Source organism: Paenibacillus massiliensis subsp. panacisoli DSM 21345, from assembly GCF_000426545.1.
Lineage (GTDB): Bacteria > Bacillota > Bacilli > Paenibacillales > Paenibacillaceae > Paenibacillus > Paenibacillus panacisoli.
Genome location: NZ_KE384536.1, coordinates 145803 through 164162, shown reverse-complemented (window position 1 = coordinate 164162; position 18360 = coordinate 145803). Strand labels below are relative to the sequence as shown.

The window sequence follows — 18360 nt, the reverse complement described above, 5'->3', positions numbered from 1 at the left end:
ACCGACACCAGAACCAACACCAGAACCAACACCAGAACCGACAGTCGGTGAGTACCATGACTTTACTGCTTCTGGAATGAACAGTGACTTCTTCAATATTAAAGGGAATCTTTCATCTACGAAAGGGACTGTAGAGTACAACGGATTAACACTGACGCAGGCTCTCAAGATTGAAAGCTCCACACGCATTGGGTTCACGACTACAGAAGCTGCAACATTAACATTAGTATTCAATTCTGCAGACGGAACAAAAATCATGATTGACGGGACCAGTTATTCCATGACGGATGGCATTGTCAGCGTATCTCTTGCTCCTGGTGCGCATACCATTACCAAAGATAATACTGCGAACCTCTTTTACATGGAATTGCGTTAGTCTAAGAGACATCCAAAGACATACTTAAGCTAGATAACCAGTTGCCGGCGCTGAACCGGTGACTGGTTTATTCATTTGGATAAGAACAGAGTGATCACATTCGTGCGTCTGTTAATTCAATTCCGTCTAGTGAAAAAGCGATCCTGCGAGATCGCTTTTATTACTTTTTATGACAAAGATATATCTAGAGCAGTTGTTCAGCTTTCGCCAGCATTTCTCGTAGTACATGAGCAACCCGACTTTTCCTTCCTCTTGCACTGCGACTGATGCGACTTAATGACTGTCGGTATGCCATAGTATGACCTCCATGACAGAATTGCTTGGCTGCCATTCGCAGTGTTCTCCTCAGCAAGCGTGCAGAGGAACGAGTACGTGTATATCGAACCGCACGACGCAATATTCGCAGTATATCCTTGTATTTATCGAGGTCCTCGGATGGGGGCACAAGAGCGAATAAATTCAACGACGAATCATGAAATCCATAGTTTTTGAACATAATCTTCAGATTGTCTGTATTTAAGGTATCTCCTCTCATGAGACTAGGATGCTCCTGGTGATACCCGACAGTCTCTTTGATCGTACGGAAAGGAATGTTCATTCGATGTAGCCTGTAGCCCAGGTCCCAGTCTTCGAGTCCATAGAGTACAAATTGTTCATTGAACCCTCCACTCCGTATCAAATAGCTGCGCTTCATAGACACACAACGAGTGACGAGCAGCATCCAGGGTGCTACGTCTGTCTTGGCGAACTGGGCCTGAGTGTTGTGCGGAATTCTGGATGGGAACACGGCCTTGGACAAGGCATCAGAGCGATGAAGGATATCCTCTGGTGTAATTAATGGAATAATGTCGGTTGCCGTCTCAAAATGGGGGTTCCATAGGCCGGAAGGTGTAATGATATTGCGAAAATGTTCCTTTTCCTCAGGAGAGAACTCCGGGTAATAGTGGGTGTAAATATTGTCCCATGAGTATGGAAAGCCTGACAGCACGGACCTCGGAAAACTGCGATGGTAGCGGTCTACCACCTGAATGAATTCGGGCAGCAGCAGGAAATCTGAGTCACAGAAGATGACGTAATGTCCTTTGGCATAACGTAGCCCTAAGTTCCTAATCGCTGAACGGCCACGCTGTTCCCCCTGTGATGCATAGATTAGCCGATAGGAAGTGTGGAGGTCTGCTACCATGTCTTTTGTTCCATCAGTAGAGCCATCATCAGCCACAATGACTTCAAATTGATGCTTCGGATAGGTCTGTGTCTCCAATGAGGTGAGTGTCAGCAGCAGCTGATGGAGACGGTTATAGGTCGGAATAATGATGCTGTAGCGGATGGACAATGTAATCCCCTCCCCAGATCATATTGAGAACTCTTGAATACGAATTGATAACATTATATTCAAGGACGGTAGCCTGACCTGGTCAATAGCCCTCAAGTTACCAAATAGGCTGAAGTCATTGCCGTTATGCCAAAAAAATCCCCATTACCCTATATAGAGTAACGGGGATTTGTACGTTGTAGGCTGGCATGGACTGACTGGGTAATGAGGGTTACAGCTTGAACTGGCTGACCAGATTTTGCAGCTTCTGCGCCAGATGGGCCAGTGAATCTGCTGCGGATGTAATCTCCTGCATGGAAGCAACCTGCTCCTCGGTCGCCGCCGAGATGCTCTCCGTACCGTCAGCATTTTGCTGTGAGATAGATTGAATATGTGTAATGGATCCTACGACCTCTACTGTGCTGGCGGACATCTGCTGGGAGGCCGCTGCGATATTCTCAAGCTGGCTGTTCACGAATCCGAACGCTTCATTGATCTGGGCGAAGGCCTGGTCTGCTGACTGCACAGCAAGTATGCCATTATCCACGTCTATCTTGCCGCTATGCACGCGCTGATGCGTCTTCGCGATCTCTTGCTGAATGGTTGATACCAGCTCTACGATCTTCTCTCCAGCGAGACTGGATTGCTCGGCAAGCTTGCGCACCTCCGTTGCCACAACGGAGAAGCCACGTCCATGCTCACCAGCTCGCGCTGCTTCAATGGATGCATTTAGTGCCAGCAGATTGGTCTGGGCGGCAATATCGGTGATCGCGGACACCATCTCCCCAATCGAAGCGGAATGCTGTCCGAGCTGCTCGGCAGTGTGCTCCATATTTTGCACAAACCGGCTCACGGAGCCCATTTCCGAGACAGCTGTCTGGATGGTCGAATTTCCTTGCTGTGCCAATTCACTGGCCTGCATGGCAGCCTCGGATACCTGCTGGGTGCTGTCCGTTACTTGTTTTACCCCTCCAGCTAGCTCATTCATCTGTTGTGCGGTGTGCTTCAGGTTTCCTGCCTGCTTCTCAATTCCTGCAGCCGATTCCTCTGTAATGAGTGCGACGGATTCGGTTGCCTTGGTTGTCTCCGAAGCGTTAACTGCTAGTTGGGCAGAGGAAGCAGTCAGTTCATCGGCGGTGGAACGGACATCTTGGATGACGCCTCGCAGAGAGCGGCTCATCTTATTGAAGCTAGTGCTCAGCTTCCCGAGCTCATCGTCTCCTCCTACAGGAACTTCAATGGCCAGGTTCCCGTCACTAATGGCCTCGGAGGCTTGGACGATCTGATTCAGTGGTCGTGTAATGGATCTTACAATCCAGAAGATAATTACAGAGCTCAGGATGATGGATATAGCGATGACGATCACGGTAGTGTTCAGAATCGAACGTACCGAATTGACCACCTCATCGTTATCTACAACACCAACAATAATCCAGCCCGTAAGCTCGTTGGTGGCGAAGACAGCATGCTCGCGGTTACCATCCAGCGTGTAGGCCAGCTCCCCGTTCTTCTGGGCAATGATGTCTACATAAGGAGGAGTGGTTGCCTCTGTTCCTGGCTCAATCGTAGGATGAATAATGATTTTATTTGCGTTATCTATGATATAGAAATAGCCTTTTTCGCCAATCTTGGTTGCGTTCACGGTCTGTGACAGACTTGCAAGCGACAGACTGACAGACACGACACCATGTCCATCGGCAGTGGTCTGGGCGATAGATGTCACCACATTTCCTGTATTGCTTGATATATAGGGTGTAATTACAGTAGGGTTATTCTTATTCTGAGTGGCAGATTGATACCAGGGACGCTCACGTGGATCATATCCGGGCTTATTCACGGCCGTGACGGGAGCATTAATATACACACCCTTGTCTGTACCGATGGATGCCAGCTCTACATCATCATGGGTATCCTTATATGCGTCGAGCAATGTTCGAATCGTCTCCGTCTCGTCACCTTGCTGAGGGCCTACTTGACCTGCGTCGAGCTGGCTAGCCAGGAAGTCCACATTCTTTTGCGTGGCTCCGATGATCTGATCAATCGTCTGATTCAGCACTTGAACACTGTTCTGGGCGTTCTCAAAGGTCTTGTCCTCAACTTTCGCACGGGCGGTCTGAAACGAGATGATGCCGAGGCCAATCGTGGGAAGCAGTAATATGACTGCAAATGATAAGATCAGCTTTTCTCTGATTAATAACTTCCTTCTGGTCTTACGGTTGCTGATTTTGCTCATGTAAACGCACCCTCTCTATCTTATCCTGAACACCCATATTGCAAGAGCAATACGGAATATATCGGTCTTTGAGTGGGCAATAGTTAGACGGATACACGATCCAAATTCAAACAAATTTTAAGGAAGTAAGGACCCCTTTTTTCAGAGGGCTCACAATAAGCTGTGATATAGATCACGGAATGCACGATGTTTCATTTCAATAATAAGGTAAGTAGTATTAGATGCTGTGCTAGAAGTTAGCGATAATATCGTGAGCAAGGAGGTATGGAATGATGTCAGTCAATCGAGAAGCGGTGAATCAGGATTATATAATTGAGCGTGTGTGTGTGCTGTTCAGGTGCAGGGTGCTGTGGAGCGAGGGTCGTCCTTGTCTGGAGTACGAGAGTGAGGAAGAACTAGGCGAGATTGTTCTATATGTCAAAGAGAACTTTGCGACAGAGTTGCTGGATGTATTTTTTACTGCCATACCGAGCTTGCCGGTGGAAGACTAGGAAAGCGACCTCTGAGGGTCGCTTTTTTGGCACAGTCGGCACTCCGCTTCTGCTGCGTGCCACCTCGTCTATGAAGTTAACTGGATACGGAAGAGTGCCGGGCCGGTTCTGACTAGTTGAAGGATACGCTGCGATTCACCAGCTTACTCAATCAGTCCGAGACTCAGATAATCCTCGTAGCCAGCAACGCCATCTACAGGCAGATTGTGTTGCTGCTCATAAGCCTTCAAAGCAACCTCGGTAGCATAGTTGAATTTTCCTTTGCACTCACCTGAATATAGTCCCTCACTTCGTAGTCGCCACTGAAGGAGCTGGACATCTCCACCGCTATCCCCCATGGCTATCAAGCGAGGATTATCCAGCGGCTTGCCGAGTACATGTCCGCCAAAGCTTACCGTTGTTCCTACGCGTACCCACTCGTACAGCTCCTCGACGTGATGGTTGTACATACGAATACAGCCATGGCTGGCACTGTGGCCAATGGAATCGGGCCTATTCGTGCCATGAATGCCGTAAATGCCCCAAGGCACATTAAGACCAATCCAGCGGGTGCCGAAGCCCTTGCCCCAATTTTTGTATTTATTGATAACCATATATTCGCCTACAGGCGATGGAGTGTTAGGCTTGCCCAACGCGATCGGGAAGGTCTTCATCAGCTGATCATCTGCATACAGGCGTAGTCGATGCTGGATAGGGTCCACCTCAATATAGGTATTCTGATAGGCCTGAAAAGGCTCGGCAGCTGGAATCGGATCCATTGCCGTCAATACATGAATGGTTAACAACAGCTTATGCAAAAACATGACGTCCGTCCAGGCTCCCTTCTGATGTCTGGTTATGCAGACAAGCGATAGCTAGTGTGTAAATGTAGTTGTAATGTATGATGCGAAGCCGAGCAGGATTCTATGCTAAAAAAGGCCACAATCCATCGCGTATGCAATGGACTGTGGCCTGAATTATATTCATTATTTGCTTAGAACAACAATGCATCCAGTGAATAGGCTCCTGCCCCGGTCAAGGCAACGCCTGCAGCTACAGCAAGCAGAACCAGATTGTACTCGTAGCCGTTAGCTGTTGACCACAGGCCGTTCTGACCATGCACGGTCTTGATTGCACCAATCATCGTCAGGATAATCAACACCGCCCCCACAGGGGTCAACAAGCCAAGAGCGAACAGAAGGCCACCCACTAGTTCCATCAATCCTGCCACGACTGCCATGGTAACACCCGGCTTCACACCAATGGATTCTAGCCAGCCACCAGTTCCTTTGGGCCCATAACCACCAAACCAACCGAACAGCTTCTGCGCGCCATGTCCTACAAATAACAGACCTACAATCACACGAATTACCAACAAACCTACTGCCATCATCATTAGAATCATCTCCCAATTTTTAATAAATATTATTATTGTTATTCTTAATATAAAGATATTAGACCTGAATAAAGTTCATGATTTCGATTCTTTATACTTGAGTTTCTTAACGAACAAGTGAATCCTTACTCACTAATGTTCGCAATAGCCGATAGAACCGTAATGGCCCGGAAACACTGAATGGATTCGCTAATGGTTACTCCAGATGATCTGGAACATAGCCCTAGCCTTTCGGCCCAGAGTATGCATCTGTTCACCTACTATTTTTATCTCAATTTATTTAATCTTTAAGTTAAGATAAATATAAATCAGGATAAATGAACTGTCAATACCTTTTATAAATAAATGTTTGAGTCCTTAGACATATATTGGATTGAAATAAATGGAATTTACCAATTTTTTGTTGAAAAAAGATGGGGCCAATGTATAGTTAGTGTAGATATCCAATATGACATGTGGTCTAATATGGATGAGAGTATAGAATAAGAATTAGATCATAAGACATAGAGCCCCTCTCGAAATGTGGGTAAATGTATAGAGAGGGCTTTTTTTGTGATTCCAAAAAAGAAGGGTGAACTGATGGCGGCGGAAAAAATGACTCAGATGGAAAAAAAGACACCTTTGCATGGCTTGAAATGGGGATATATTCTGCTCATTGCAATGGCACTCTTACAGGAAGTATTGGTCTTCTGGAATATTTATAATACCCAATCCTTTACCTTGAAGGATTTGTTGTTTAATGCGCTGGCTTTGCTGGCTCTGCTCATCGGTATGCTGCTGCCAGTCGGGGTGTCTGTTGTCGCAGTCTTCGTATTTTTCGTATTGTATCTCGTATGGCTGGCTACCTATGCACCACCAGAGGTCCTGGTCATCTCATGGCTGCTGCTCATTCCGGCGAATATGCTGGTCGCGGCACTGATTAAGACGTTCATGATCCGCAGCAATCGATTCATGGAGCGACTGGAGGAGCTGGAGCGCAGGAACCCGCAGGTTGATCCACACACTACGCTGGGCAATAAGGAAGCTTTCGCAGACGCCATTGTCAAGCAGTCCAATCTGGCTCGTAGATATCCGGACAGATACGGCTTTTGTGTGGCGATGTTCAAGATTGAATTTTTACCGCTGGTTCAGGAATCTTTGGGTTCCCAAGGATACTCTACCTTACTGCTGGATCTGTCGGACACGATTCAGAAGCAGCTGCGGTATGAGGATTACAAGTTCTTCATCGACGGTGGTCGCTTTGTCATTATCTGTCCGATGACTCGTCCCGAGTTCCTTGAATCCATGACGGAGCGGATCAAGCGGGCGATGATGGAGATGTCTGTAATGGATTTGAAGGGAAGGCCCCTCAAGCTGGTCATTCGCTCAGGTGCTCTTGTATTTCAGCCAGATCAATTCAGCAAGTACGAGAATATCAATGGTGTCATTAGTGCACTGGAGAGAAATACCGAGACCGATCTGATCGGGGAATTTATTTAGGGGAAGAGGTCATCAGCTATGGTAAGTTACTTGGACTGGTTTATCCCGCTCTGTATTGTTGTCAGTACGTTTTTTATTATTACGATCCTGGGCTTGACCGTGGCTACCTTGGTATTCCGTGCACAGGTCTATCGAAACTACGATCGGGGGAAGACCAGTGACTGATTTTGTACTGCTTGTCACCATTATTAGTATTTGGACAGCTGTTACCGAGGCCATCATAATTATGGTGGGCGCGATTCGTTTTCTGAGCAGGCAAAATCGGAATAAATTCGTGGTTCCTGCGTCAATGGAGGATTATCCATCCGTTACCGTACTTGTGCCTGCGCACAATGAGGAGATGGTGGTCGCTATTACGGCAGAGCATATCCTGCGTTTGAACTACCCTCATGATAAGGTGCAGATTATTGTCATCGCGGATAACTGTACGGATCAGACGGCGGCGAAGCTTAAGGAGCTGAAGAGCCGACCAAGCTATCAGCACCGTGACTTTGAAATTATGGAACGCAAAGGCACAGGCGGCAAGTCTGGGGCCCTCAATGATGCACTGCTAAAGACGAAGGGCGAATGGATATGTGTATATGATGCCGATGCGGCGCCCGAGAAGAATGCATTAATGTTCCTTGTGCAGAAGGCACTGGAGAAGCCGGGCCTATATGGAGCCGTTTTCGGACGCAACAAGGCACGCAATCGGGGACAGAACTTCCTGTCCAAGTGCATTAATCAGGAGCTGGTCACGATTCAGCGGGTACACCATACTGGATTGTGGGAGCTGTTCAAGATCGGCACGATTCCGGGCACGAATTTTATTGTCAATACGGCATTGATGCGCGAGATTGGCGGCTGGGACGAAAATGCGATTACAGAGGATACAGCGGTATCCTTTGAGATCATGAAGAAGGGCAAGCTGATTGCGCTCGCTCCACAGGCTGAGGCCTATCAGCAGGAGCCGGAGCAGCTCAGTGTGTATATGAAGCAGCGCGGACGCTGGTCGAAGGGGAATTTTCATGTCATTATGGATAACTTCCATCATTTATTCGATCGAACCAGCTGGCGAATCAAGCTGCATATCATGTATTATGCGGCCAGCTACTTCTGGTTCATGCTCGCGATTCTTGTGTCCGATGTAATCTTCCTTGCGAATATTGGCTACCAGATTGCGCGCTTGTTCGTGCCAGATGTACAGAGTCCATTCCAGTTCTCGGGTGATGTATACGTCTATCTCGTCATCGCGTGGGCGCTGATGTACTTCATCTACGTCCTGCAGATTAATCTGGCGCTAGCTTCGGATATCGGACAGAGCAACACGGAGAACTTTGTAATATCCTGTCTATCCTATTTCACTTATGCCCAGCTATTCCTGATCATCTCGGTCAAAGCCTTCTGGACAATCTGTGTCGACAAGATTACAGGCCGCCAAGGAAACAAATGGTATAAGACGCAGCGCTTCGGCTGAGACTCTGATTCAAGGATCTCCTAATATGGAGCTTAGATGCAAGGCCCCTTCCAGGTTCAACAATCTGGTAGGGGTCTTTTCTCATCTGCAAATCTACAGATTACGGATACTACGGTTACTACGGATATTACGGATACGATGGATGAAAAGCAGGCACAAGCGCCTTGTAATTGTAACCGCATTCTTTTCCTTTTTGACCATATATATTGGTATAATATGACTTGTAGCTATGAATACACGGGAGGGAAACCACTTGAGCGTATCACAAAGAGGTGTACCATTATCGGGCTTTGCCGAGTTCAGCAGGAAGGTGGCAGCCGAGGGAGCTGTATTGCTAAAAAATGAGGGGCAAGTACTACCACTACGACAGGGTGAGCGTGTCTCCATCTTTGGCAGAGCTCAGGTGAACTATTATCGTAGCGGGACGGGCTCGGGCGGTAGTGTCAATGTCCCCTATACGACGAATCTGCTGGATGGCCTTCGCAGCAAGCGTGGAATCACGGTGGACAGGGAGCTGGCTGCGGTCTACACGCAATGGATTGAAAAGAATCCATTCGACAACGGTGGCGGCGGCTGGGCAGCAGAGCCCTGGCATCAGCGGGAAATGCCACTCACGGACTCGCTGGTGGCTGCAACTCGTGGGCGTTCCGATAAGGCGGTTATCGTCATTGGCCGCACGGCGGGAGAGGATCAGGATAACGCTACTGAACCTGGGAGCTATCTGCTGACGGAGGAAGAGCAGACCATGCTACAGCTGGTGACGACACATTTTGAACAGACGGTGGTTGTGCTGAATGTATCCAATATTATAGATATGAGCTGGTTGGCGGAGCCTGAGGATAGCGGTAATGCGGTTCACCCCATTTCCAGTGTCATCTATGCATGGCATGGGGGGATGGAAGGTGGACATGCGATAGCTGATGTTCTCGTAGGCGAGGTCACACCGAGTGGCAAGCTGACGGATACGATTGCTTATACGATCGAGGATTATCCGTCCACTAGCAATTATGGTAATGAGCTGAAGAATCTGTACCAAGAGGACGTGTATGTAGGCTATCGGTATTTTGAGACCTTTCGGCCAGAGCGGGTACAGTTCCCCTTCGGCTATGGCTTGTCCTATACGCAGTTCCAGCTGGAGCCTGGAGAGGCCCAGCTTCTGGAGCAGGAAGGAGAGCGCTATCTGTCTGTAGACGTCACGGTAAGAAATATCGGGGGGGCGTTCGCAGGCAAGGAAGTTGTACAGCTTTATTGTGAAGCTCCACAAGGCAAGCTTGGGCAACCGGCGCGGGTACTGGCGGCCTTTGGCAAGACTGGTGAGCTGCAGCCTGGTGAGTCGGAGCGCCTGGTGCTGACCTTCCCGGTACATTCGTTATCTTCTTATGATGATGGTGGTGTGACAGGCTATCGTTCTGCTTATGTGCTGGAGGCTGGGACCTATCATCTGTATGTAGGGAATAGCGTTAGGGAGCTTGTACCGCTTCAAGTCGAGGGACAGCCTGGCTATGTGGTGGAAGAGTTACTGGTCGTGGAGCAGCTGGATGAGGCGCTTGCGCCGACAGAGCGCTTCACGCGTATGAAGCCGGGTGCCAGATTAAGCAGTGGCGCTTATGAGCTGGCCTATGAGGAAGTACCCATCAGGACGGTCTCATTGGAGGAGCGTGTCCGAGCTGGACTTCCTGCCACATGGGAGCAGACAGGGGACCTGGGCTTCCGCCTGCGTGATGTCCATGAGGGCAAGGTCCGTATGGAGGAGTTCGTGGCGCAGCTCAGTGATGAAGAGCTGGCCGCGATCGTCCGTGGTGAAGGGATGAGCAGCCCGTTAGTGACACCGGGCACGGCTTCCGCCTTCGGTGGAGTGAGCGACGGCTTGCTGCAGTACGGTATTCCGATTGCCTGTACAGCAGATGGACCTTCAGGTATCCGCATGGATAGCGGAGAGCTGGCAACACAGGTACCGATTGGCACCTTGCTGGCTGCTACCTGGAATCCGGGGCTGATTGAGGAGCTATATGTGCTGGAGGGACGGGAGATGTTAAGCAATGAGATCGATGCGTTGCTTGGTCCGGGGCTGAATATCCGGCGCAATCCGCTGAACGGACGCAACTTCGAATACTTCTCCGAGGACCCACTGATTACGGGGTTATTTGCAGCTGCCTGCACCCGTGGTATCCGGCAGGGGGGCTCACATGCCACGCTGAAGCATTTTGCCTGCAATAATCAAGAGCAGCATCGTCATATGGCGGATGCGGTCGTATCCGAGCGCGCGCTGCGGCAGATCTATCTGAAGGGCTTCGAGATCGCGGTGAAGCAGGGAGGGGCCAAGGTAATTATGACCTCCTACAACCCGATTAACGGTCACTGGGCTGCATCGAACTATGACCTGAATAGCCATATTTTGCGTAAGGAATGGGGCTTCAAGGGTGTTGTGATGACGGATTGGTGGGCGAAAATGAACGATGTTGTCCACGGAGGGCACGCCGACAGAACCTATACCAACTGGATGGTTCGGGCCGGGAATGATCTGTATATGGTCGTTCCGAACTATGGGGCAGAGACCAATGCAATGGGAGATAATACGCTCAGTGCCCTCAAGGAGGGGACATTGACTCGTGGGGAGCTGCAGCAGAGTGCTGCGAATATATGCCACTTCCTGTTGGAAGCACCGGTATTTGCACGTGGGCAGGTTCAGACGGAGACTATGGTTACCTTCAAGGCTCAGCCCGGGCTAAGCGGAGATGCTATCTCTGCTGAGTCTCATCTTCAAGGTACGTCTGCTCACGGGAATGAGCAACCGGATATCATACGCTTGGAGCCAGACGCAGCTGGGAATGCTGTACTAAATGTAAGCGCAGCCGGGAGCTACCGCATGTTCGTCCGTATCATGTCTCCAGATCATGAGATGGCCCAGAGCGCCTGCAATGTAAGCTTGAATGATCAGTTGGTAACAACCGTCCAGACGAATGGAACTGAGGGCGCATGGATTACCCGCAAGCTGGTGAAGCTGGGCCTGGAAGCAGGCCACTATGAGGTGAAGCTGGATTTCATCAAGCCAGGGATTCAATTCGAATGGATTGAGCTGAGGAAATTATAGTATTTCTTCTAAAATGAAATGACCGGAGCCGCCGCTCCGGTTTATTTTTTATATAGCCATTGTATCGCTGCAAATAGTGTCGTAGTTAATAATATTGTCATCATTCAGCCACGTAGTCACAGCTTACAGGGAGTCCTGATACACATTTTTGCCTGTATACAATGCATTGATGCCTTCCTTATCTAGCTTGGATAGCTGAGAACGCTGCCCGATACTAGCACCTGCTTGTGTCGGTGTCAGGGTCTCTGTTCCTTTCGTCTTCGCAAAGGCTGTTCGCCCATAATGCATAATGGAGCCATAATCATAGTCCATGGATTTGAAGAGCTTGGGATGGTTCACAATATCAAAGTTATGAAGTGCGCGGGCAATAATATTGTCTTGATGGACTTGTACATATTGATCGCGGTTAGGCTTGGTATGCTCATGAAGCAATCCAAGAGCGTGGCTGATCTCATGAATGACATTTCCGATGACATACCCGTTACGGCTCAGCGTTATCGCCTGCTTGCCGCCCTGCATTCCGACATAGGAGCTACAACCGTCGCCCATGGTGAACGAGATATAATTGGGCTGCGTTGTCCTTGGGGTGAAGCTTACGCCTTTGCAGGAAGCCGCAATATTGGCGATAGCTGTGTTGATTTTCTTCTTGTTGGCCTCATCGACGGAGGTGTCGAAGCTATAATAGACCTTCCCTTGTGGCCACAGGCGACGCATATCAATGATGACCTGAGGATGAGGAACTTCGTCGAGGCCCTGAGCGAGCAAGCCTTCCACAAGGGCGGTATTCTGCTTCATTCGAGCGGACGTTGCTACGACGATATCTCCATCGAATACCGCTAACTGATCGTATTCCATATAATCCACTTTGATGGGAGTCTTGTCATCCGCCAAGAATACATAGCCGGTTTCAGGAATTCCTTTGTCTAGCAGATCCGGGGCGTAGATTTCTGCAGATTCATTTTCATATGGCATATACTTACCCTCCATAACTTCAAATTTTGTAGATCAGGAGCGGTCTGTCACATGCAGCTCGTTCAAGGAAGAGATAGTGACCGCCAGATGTGTCGAGATCTCGTAGTCGAGCCTAAGGCTGTATTCTGCATACATGTCAGGAGTAATGATCGCGCCCGCCTGCCAGAAGCCGTAGGTCAAATAGAGCCGGGGTCTCGGGTGGAAGGCAGTCATCGTGTTGGGATGCGCCTTCACAGCTACGAGGGGAGCTCCGTTCTGAGCCATTCCTACAAAGGCATTATCCTGTGCGACGATGGTGCGGTCTGTTGAAATATAGTATCGATCCCGATCAAAGGCAGCGAAGGTGGGGGAGAGCTGGTATCCACCCGCCGTATTGCGAGATAAGGTCACGCCATTGCTACGTGTAAGCTGCGCATCGGTGACCTGCATCTGGTTCAACTGTATGCCATGCTCCGTTCCACGAATGGATTCTTTGCGCCACATGAACTGTAGCCCTGGCTCCCAGCCAAGCTTCAGGTCGGTCGTCTCAGGACTGGAGGGAACGGACATGTAAATGTAAGTGAGTGCACTAGGGTCCTTAAGCTCCTCGAACACGTAGTACAGACATATATTGGCGCTGAAGGTGGCGTGATTGGTCACAGAAAGAGTGTAGTTAGGCACGATCCTCGGACTCCTCGCAGGAATTTGCTTCTACCTTGTAGAGGAAGCTACACGGGATAGATTCCCGCATAGCTCCCTTCTCTTACCTTAGACCAAGTGCAATTGATTGCGCTCATTCAGCACCACATTGTGCTCGGTTACACCGTCGAATGTGATTTTCAAAGCCTGATCGGAATATTCGCTTACATCAATGACAGCTCCCTGCTCAATGTCGCCATAGATCAGATAATAAGTAGGGTGTGGTGTGAACTCTGTAATGGTACTTGGTTGAGCTCTCTTGGCAACAACCGGTTGGTTGTCGATCAGAATGCCGATGAATGCGTTATCGTCCACCTCAATTGTCTCGTCCTGGTGTACATACAGAATATTCTGATGGCCAGCTGAGCTTGTCTCCGAGAGAACATAGGTACCACCTGTTAACTTGCTGAACCCGATGGAGTTGTTGCTCTTCAGATCGGCGTCTTTAGAGGCTGTGGATGTAATGGTGGTTCCGGGCTCCGGACTCTTGACCTTGGTCCAGTAGAAACCATAGTCCACGGTCCAGGAGATCGTAGTCTCTTGTCCGTTGGCAGATGCCTCTGCGAGCCAAGCCAGAATCAACGTGTCAGGGTTCATCATGTCCGGATCTTCCTTGTAGAGGGCGAAGCTTCCGGGATGAGTACCATTGTTTTTGATCTTTACAGAGTAGGTTGTGCCTGTAGCTGTTGACATGTGTAATTCCTCCTAAAATGTTTTTGGGTATGAAGTGCGTGCATCCTGTGAGGTGCACCTTTACTGTAATCCAGCTACAGGAGTCGGGGTTAGTAGCCAAAGTCATGACTTGACATGACGCTATATGCTTCGAATATGGAATGTGTACATGACCGAAGTCATATACATTTTGAATGTTTTATGTTACCGATTTCCTTTTGAGCTCTTTACGGCCTTACTCGGTAATCCATATAATGAAGTCAAGCATTTCGTACCAGGAAATGCCATAAAAAGGAGGTAGGCGCTATGAAAAAAACGGTAAAATATGCAGACATTGAGCCCCGTCTGCAGACCGGCGATATCCTGCTGTGTCACAGTGTCATGCATGAAAGCATTATGATTGAATTCATCGAAGGGTCACCCTGGTCCCATATTGGTATGATTGTCCGATTGCCCCAATATGACTATCCCTTGCTGTGGGAATCGACGACATTTGACAATGTGAAGGATGTCTTGCTTGGCAAGACCAAGAATGGTCCGATGCTTGTACCACTATATGAGCGCCTCCGCACAGATATTGATAATCTATGGGACCCCATGTTCGCCTTCAGGTTACTTGATATGGAGCGTACTCCAGCGATGGAGCAGGCGCTGCTGAAGACCATTCAAGAGGTTCATGGAGCTGTCTTCCCGAATGAGGTGGAAATGCTGGAGATCGTAATGGCTGGCAAGCTTGGAGTGAATCCGGGGCATCACAGCATGTTCTGCAGCCAGTTATTCGCCTACACGTCTATGCAGCTCGGTCTGCTACCAGCTTCTCCAGTGCCGAACAGCTATTGGCCTGTTGACTTCTCCAGCGAAGGCAAGGTACAACCGCTGCATGCCACCTGGTCTGAAGAATATTATCTGCTGGCAGACGGAATGCCGACTGTCGAAGAGAATGAAGCCATGTGACACAGGTCAGGTTATTGACCCTGAGATTCGGCTAAGAACGACCAGACGAGGCTCGTTATGGTGGATATGCACGATATTCTCCATATGCCTGTTCATGACTCTGCCTCAGCCTCAAGCTGCAGCTTCGTATACTGCCGAGCAGGGAGTTCTGGACTTGAAATCTTGGGATGCAGAGCATGATGGAGCCGTGCGATTAGACGGGGAATGGGCCTTGGATTGGCAACAATATACGAACCCGGCACTCTCGTCTGGAGCCGAAGTGAACTGTGAGAGCTGTAATACAGGCTACGTCCAAGTGCCGGGTATATGGAAGTCGGGTGCCGGAGCCCCGCTCGGAATACAGGATAGAGGCTATGCTACCTATCGCTTGACGATCCAGACAGCAGCAACGGATGGGCTGTATGGTCTATATTTGAAAAGTGTCCACTCGGCCTACCGACTGTACATTAACGGTACGCTCGTCTCTAGCGTCGGTGAGGCCGGAACAAGTCCGGCATCGACAACCGGGCACTATGGTAGGCCAGTCGTGTTATTCCATCATCAGGGTACAGAGCTTGAGCTCATGCTGCAGGTCGCTAATTATTCATTTCCGACCGGAGGCATTGATAAGAGTGTTCTCTTCGGTACCCAGGAGCAGATCACAACCCTGCGTCAGCAAGGCTTGGCAAGAGATCTGTTCTTGTTCGGAGCCATGTTCACGATTGCCATCTATCACATGGTGCTGTATGTCCTACGTAGGCATAATTGGTCAACGCTGTATTTCTCGCTATTTTGCTTCATGATGGCAGCACGTACCTTAGCAGTGAATGAACGATTTATTCTGATGCTGTTCACCGACATGACGCAGGAGATATTCGTCAAAATATCCTATGTGACCGTGTATCTGGGTCTTCCTCTCTTGATCCTGTTCATCTACAGTCTATATCCGTCCTATTACTCTCTGCGCATTGTCAGAGCGGTGTGTGCGATCAGTGGGGTCCTGTCATTATTAATCTTGCTCACCCCAGTTCGTGTCTATCATTTCACGCTGCTCTACTACCAAGTGTTGATTCTTGTGGTCCTGATCTACATCCTTGCTCGATTAGGGGTCGCTGCCTTGCAAAAGGAGGCAGGCACGACTCTACTGTTGATTGCCTTCGCCAATCTTTTCGTCTTCGCGTTGAATGATGTCCTCTATAATAACAATCTGACGCAATTTGGCACACTTGTCCCGTTTGGAATGTTCGTGTTTATTTTGCTGCAATCCTTGCTATTATCGATTAATTTCTCCAAGGCATTCACGCGGATCGAGCAGCTCTCGGATCGTCTGCTCCAGCTGGATCGCTCCAAGGATCGGTTCCTGCATAACACTTCACATGAGCTGAAGACACCGTTACAGGGGATGATCGGCTTGGCTGAATCACTCGCTGCGGGGGCAGCGGGCCCGCTTCCTGCTGAGGCTGTGCGTCAGCTGCGTCTGATTCAATCCAGTGGACAGCGGTTGTCCCATTTGGTGCATGATCTGCAGGATTTTACGCGTCTGCAGGATAAAGAGATCGTTCTGCAGCCGACGGTGTTGCATATGCATCAGGCTGCCGAATTGGTCATCAGGCTACTGAAGCCTCTGGTGGAAGGGAAGACGGTTGTCTTCAACAATCAGATTCCGGCTGACGTGCTCGTGTATGCTGATGAGAATCGTGTATTGCAAATCATGAGCAACCTCATTGGCAATGCACTGAAGTTCACAGATGCTGGCTCCATCACGCTGGAGGCGTCTACACTCGGTCAGTGGCAGTGCATAACGGTACGAGATACGGGCATTGGGATACCTCATGATCGACAAGAGGCTATCTTTGAAGCCTTCGAGCAAGGAGACGGCTCTATCACCAGATTATACGGTGGTACAGGCATCGGCTTGAGTATCACTAGACATCTGGTGGAGCTTCATGGAGGTCGCATTTGGGTCAGATCGACAGAGGGAGAAGGGGCAGCATTCAGCTTCACGCTTCCATTACACGATCCAAATTGCCAAGCTATGCCTATGGATGCCGAGACTAGGACGGATGTGAAAACTCAGCTATACAAGTCATCTGGTCTAGCCCTTGCTGAGCTACATCAGCAGCTGGAATCCATGCCGCCCCCGTACTTGGAAGGCATGAGGGAAGAGGAGAACACGGAGGAACAGAGGAGGGAGGGGCATGAATCGCCTTGTATTCTGATTGTGGACGATGATCCGATTATATTGCAGATTCTGCATAATCATCTCTCCTCCGTAGGCTACATCGTTGTACAAGCCAGTAGCGGACAGGAAGCTCTTGAGCAGCTGACTGAAGGCTGTGAGCCGAGTCTCATTATTACGGATCTCATGATGCCCCGCATGTCAGGCTATGAGCTATGCCGAGTTCTACGGGACCAATACGGGGAACGAATCCCTATTCTGATCCTTACAGCCCGTAATCAATCAGAGGATATCGAGCTGGGCTTTGACGCAGGCACTACGGATTATCTCATCAAGCCGATCACGCGAGCGGAGCTCCTCTCCAGAGTAGAGCTGCATCTGAAGCTGGCGACCTGGAACCATAGTCTGGAGAAGGAGGTCATCAAGCGCACGGTGCAGATGCGCCAGACCATGAAGGAGACAGCGGTAGCCATAGCCGATATTAGCGCTGAGGAGGAGAGAAAGCGCATTACGAAGGAGATTCATGATGCGCTGGGCTATTCCCTTACGACGACCCTGCTGCAGCTTGAGGCTGGCAAGAGTCTGATCCCGAGCAAGCCGGAGGAAGCGCTCAAGTACATGAGTAATTCCCAGGAGCTGGTGCGACGTGGTCTCAGCAGCATCCGCAGGTCGCTGAGGCAACTGAAGGAGCATGGGGATGAGCAGCAACAATACGAACGAGAGCATGGGCGTCCTTTTGCGGAGCGAATTCAGCATCTGATTCAGGAGACGGAGGCGTATACGGGAATTCAGGTGCAGTGTGAGCTGCAGGTGGGTGAGGCATCATTGAGCCCTGAGCAGCAAAGGGTTCTATACGATGCGCTGCAAGAGGGAATTACGAATGGCATCCGACATGGACATAGCCGTGCCTTCCAGCTGCAGTTACTTGAACAGGATGATTGGATCGAATTCAGCTTAAGAAATACAGGCCATCCCTATGCTCCAGAGCAGCCCGGTATAGGGCTTTCTTCGATGAAGGAAGCTGTGCATCGTCTGGGAGGCCAGATAACCGTTGGCTCCGATGGGGGGAAGGGCTGCCTTATTACTATACATTTAAAGAAGGAGCGAGATTGA

At 49.5% G+C, this 18360-nt stretch carries 14 protein-coding genes and 1 pseudogene; 8 read left to right on the top strand and 7 right to left on the bottom strand.

The annotated features are described in order from the left end of the window. Positions 1-376 (top strand): annotated as a pseudogene (locus K331_RS32905) (pectate lyase); the annotation flags it as partial. 184 nt (positions 377-560) lie between these two features. Here the strand turns inward: K331_RS32905 and K331_RS0127790 are convergent. After that, complete coding sequence (locus K331_RS0127790; protein WP_028592858.1) at positions 561-1709, bottom strand: glycosyltransferase family 2 protein; 1149 nt, start codon at positions 1707-1709, stop codon at positions 561-563. 211 nt (positions 1710-1920) lie between these two features. Next, a complete protein-coding gene (locus K331_RS0127785) occupies positions 1921-3921 on the bottom strand; it encodes a methyl-accepting chemotaxis protein (RefSeq protein ID WP_028592857.1) in 2001 nt (666 codons plus the stop codon). Between the two features lie 269 nt (positions 3922-4190). Here K331_RS0127785 and K331_RS0127780 point away from each other — a divergent pair, with 269 nt between their 5' ends. Beyond that, complete coding sequence (locus tag K331_RS0127780; protein WP_028592856.1) at positions 4191-4412, top strand: hypothetical protein; 222 nt, start codon at positions 4191-4193, stop codon at positions 4410-4412. A 143-nt stretch (positions 4413-4555) separates the two neighbouring features. Here the strand turns inward: K331_RS0127780 and K331_RS0127775 are convergent, their stop codons facing one another. Beyond that, positions 4556-5215 carry a L,D-transpeptidase family protein gene (locus K331_RS0127775; protein WP_028592855.1) on the bottom strand — a complete coding sequence of 220 codons (660 nt, stop codon included), beginning with the start codon at positions 5213-5215 and terminating at the stop codon, positions 4556-4558. A 170-nt stretch (positions 5216-5385) separates the two neighbouring features. Beyond that, positions 5386-5784 carry a DoxX family protein gene (locus K331_RS0127770; protein ID WP_028592854.1) on the bottom strand — a complete coding sequence of 133 codons (399 nt, stop codon included), beginning with the start codon at positions 5782-5784 and terminating at the stop codon, positions 5386-5388. A gap of 606 nt (positions 5785-6390) precedes the next feature. Between K331_RS0127770 and K331_RS0127765 the strand changes: the two genes are divergently transcribed. From K331_RS0127765 to K331_RS0127750, 4 genes are all read left to right on the top strand, one after another. Beyond that, positions 6391-7266, top strand: coding sequence for a GGDEF domain-containing protein (locus tag K331_RS0127765; protein WP_028592853.1), 876 nt, complete (start codon positions 6391-6393; stop codon positions 7264-7266). An 18-nt stretch (positions 7267-7284) separates the two neighbouring features. Beyond that, entirely contained in the window at positions 7285-7431 is a 147-nt protein-coding gene (locus K331_RS32405) for a hypothetical protein (RefSeq protein WP_018887032.1), read from the top strand. Next, positions 7424-8722, top strand: coding sequence for a glycosyltransferase family 2 protein (locus tag K331_RS0127755; protein WP_028592852.1), 1299 nt, complete (start codon positions 7424-7426; stop codon positions 8720-8722). The genes K331_RS32405 and K331_RS0127755 overlap by 8 nt, the downstream gene beginning before the upstream one ends. A gap of 253 nt (positions 8723-8975) precedes the next feature. Then, entirely contained in the window at positions 8976-11813 is a 2838-nt protein-coding gene (locus K331_RS0127750; RefSeq protein ID WP_028592851.1) for a glycoside hydrolase family 3 C-terminal domain-containing protein, read from the top strand. Between the two features lie 123 nt (positions 11814-11936). Here K331_RS0127750 and K331_RS30765 read toward each other — a convergent pair whose 3' ends face one another. From K331_RS30765 to K331_RS0127735, 3 genes are all read right to left on the bottom strand, one after another. Next, the gene (locus tag K331_RS30765) at positions 11937-12785 is read right to left on the bottom strand and encodes a M12 family metallopeptidase (RefSeq protein WP_051290082.1); all 849 of its coding nucleotides are present in this window, start codon (positions 12783-12785) and stop codon (positions 11937-11939) included. 33 nt (positions 12786-12818) lie between these two features. Continuing rightward, positions 12819-13445 carry a hypothetical protein gene (locus K331_RS0127740; RefSeq protein ID WP_028592850.1) on the bottom strand — a complete coding sequence of 209 codons (627 nt, stop codon included), beginning with the start codon at positions 13443-13445 and terminating at the stop codon, positions 12819-12821. 87 nt (positions 13446-13532) lie between these two features. Beyond that, positions 13533-14156: a hypothetical protein gene (locus K331_RS0127735; RefSeq protein WP_028592849.1), complete on the bottom strand. Its 624-nt coding sequence runs from the start codon at positions 14154-14156 to the stop codon at positions 13533-13535. 285 nt (positions 14157-14441) lie between these two features. Here K331_RS0127735 and K331_RS0127730 point away from each other — a divergent pair, with 285 nt between their 5' ends. Further along, positions 14442-15089: a hypothetical protein gene (locus tag K331_RS0127730; protein WP_028592848.1), complete on the top strand. Its 648-nt coding sequence runs from the start codon at positions 14442-14444 to the stop codon at positions 15087-15089. Positions 15090-15243: 154 nt separating this feature from the next. Further along, positions 15244-18360 (top strand): ATP-binding protein, encoded by a 3117-nt coding sequence (locus K331_RS30760; RefSeq protein ID WP_211237368.1) that lies wholly within the window; start codon positions 15244-15246, stop codon positions 18358-18360.

Excerpts from the sequence above, each read along its gene's own strand:
- K331_RS0127785 (WP_028592857.1), bottom strand. The coding sequence starts at position 3,921 with ATGAGCAAAATCAGCAACCGTAAGACCAGAAGGAAGTTATTAATCAGA.
- K331_RS0127780 (WP_028592856.1), top strand. The coding sequence starts at position 4,191 with ATGATGTCAGTCAATCGAGAAGCGGTGAATCAGGATTATATAATTGAG.
- K331_RS0127775 (WP_028592855.1), bottom strand. The coding sequence starts at position 5,215 with ATGTTTTTGCATAAGCTGTTGTTAACCATTCATGTATTGACGGCAATG.
- K331_RS0127770 (WP_028592854.1), bottom strand. The coding sequence starts at position 5,784 with ATGATGGCAGTAGGTTTGTTGGTAATTCGTGTGATTGTAGGTCTGTTA.
- K331_RS0127765 (WP_028592853.1), top strand. The coding sequence starts at position 6,391 with ATGGAAAAAAAGACACCTTTGCATGGCTTGAAATGGGGATATATTCTG.
- K331_RS32405 (WP_018887032.1), top strand. The coding sequence starts at position 7,285 with ATGGTAAGTTACTTGGACTGGTTTATCCCGCTCTGTATTGTTGTCAGT.
- K331_RS30765 (WP_051290082.1), bottom strand. The coding sequence starts at position 12,785 with ATGCCATATGAAAATGAATCTGCAGAAATCTACGCCCCGGATCTGCTA.
- K331_RS0127735 (WP_028592849.1), bottom strand. The coding sequence starts at position 14,156 with ATGTCAACAGCTACAGGCACAACCTACTCTGTAAAGATCAAAAACAAT.
- K331_RS0127730 (WP_028592848.1), top strand. The coding sequence starts at position 14,442 with ATGAAAAAAACGGTAAAATATGCAGACATTGAGCCCCGTCTGCAGACC.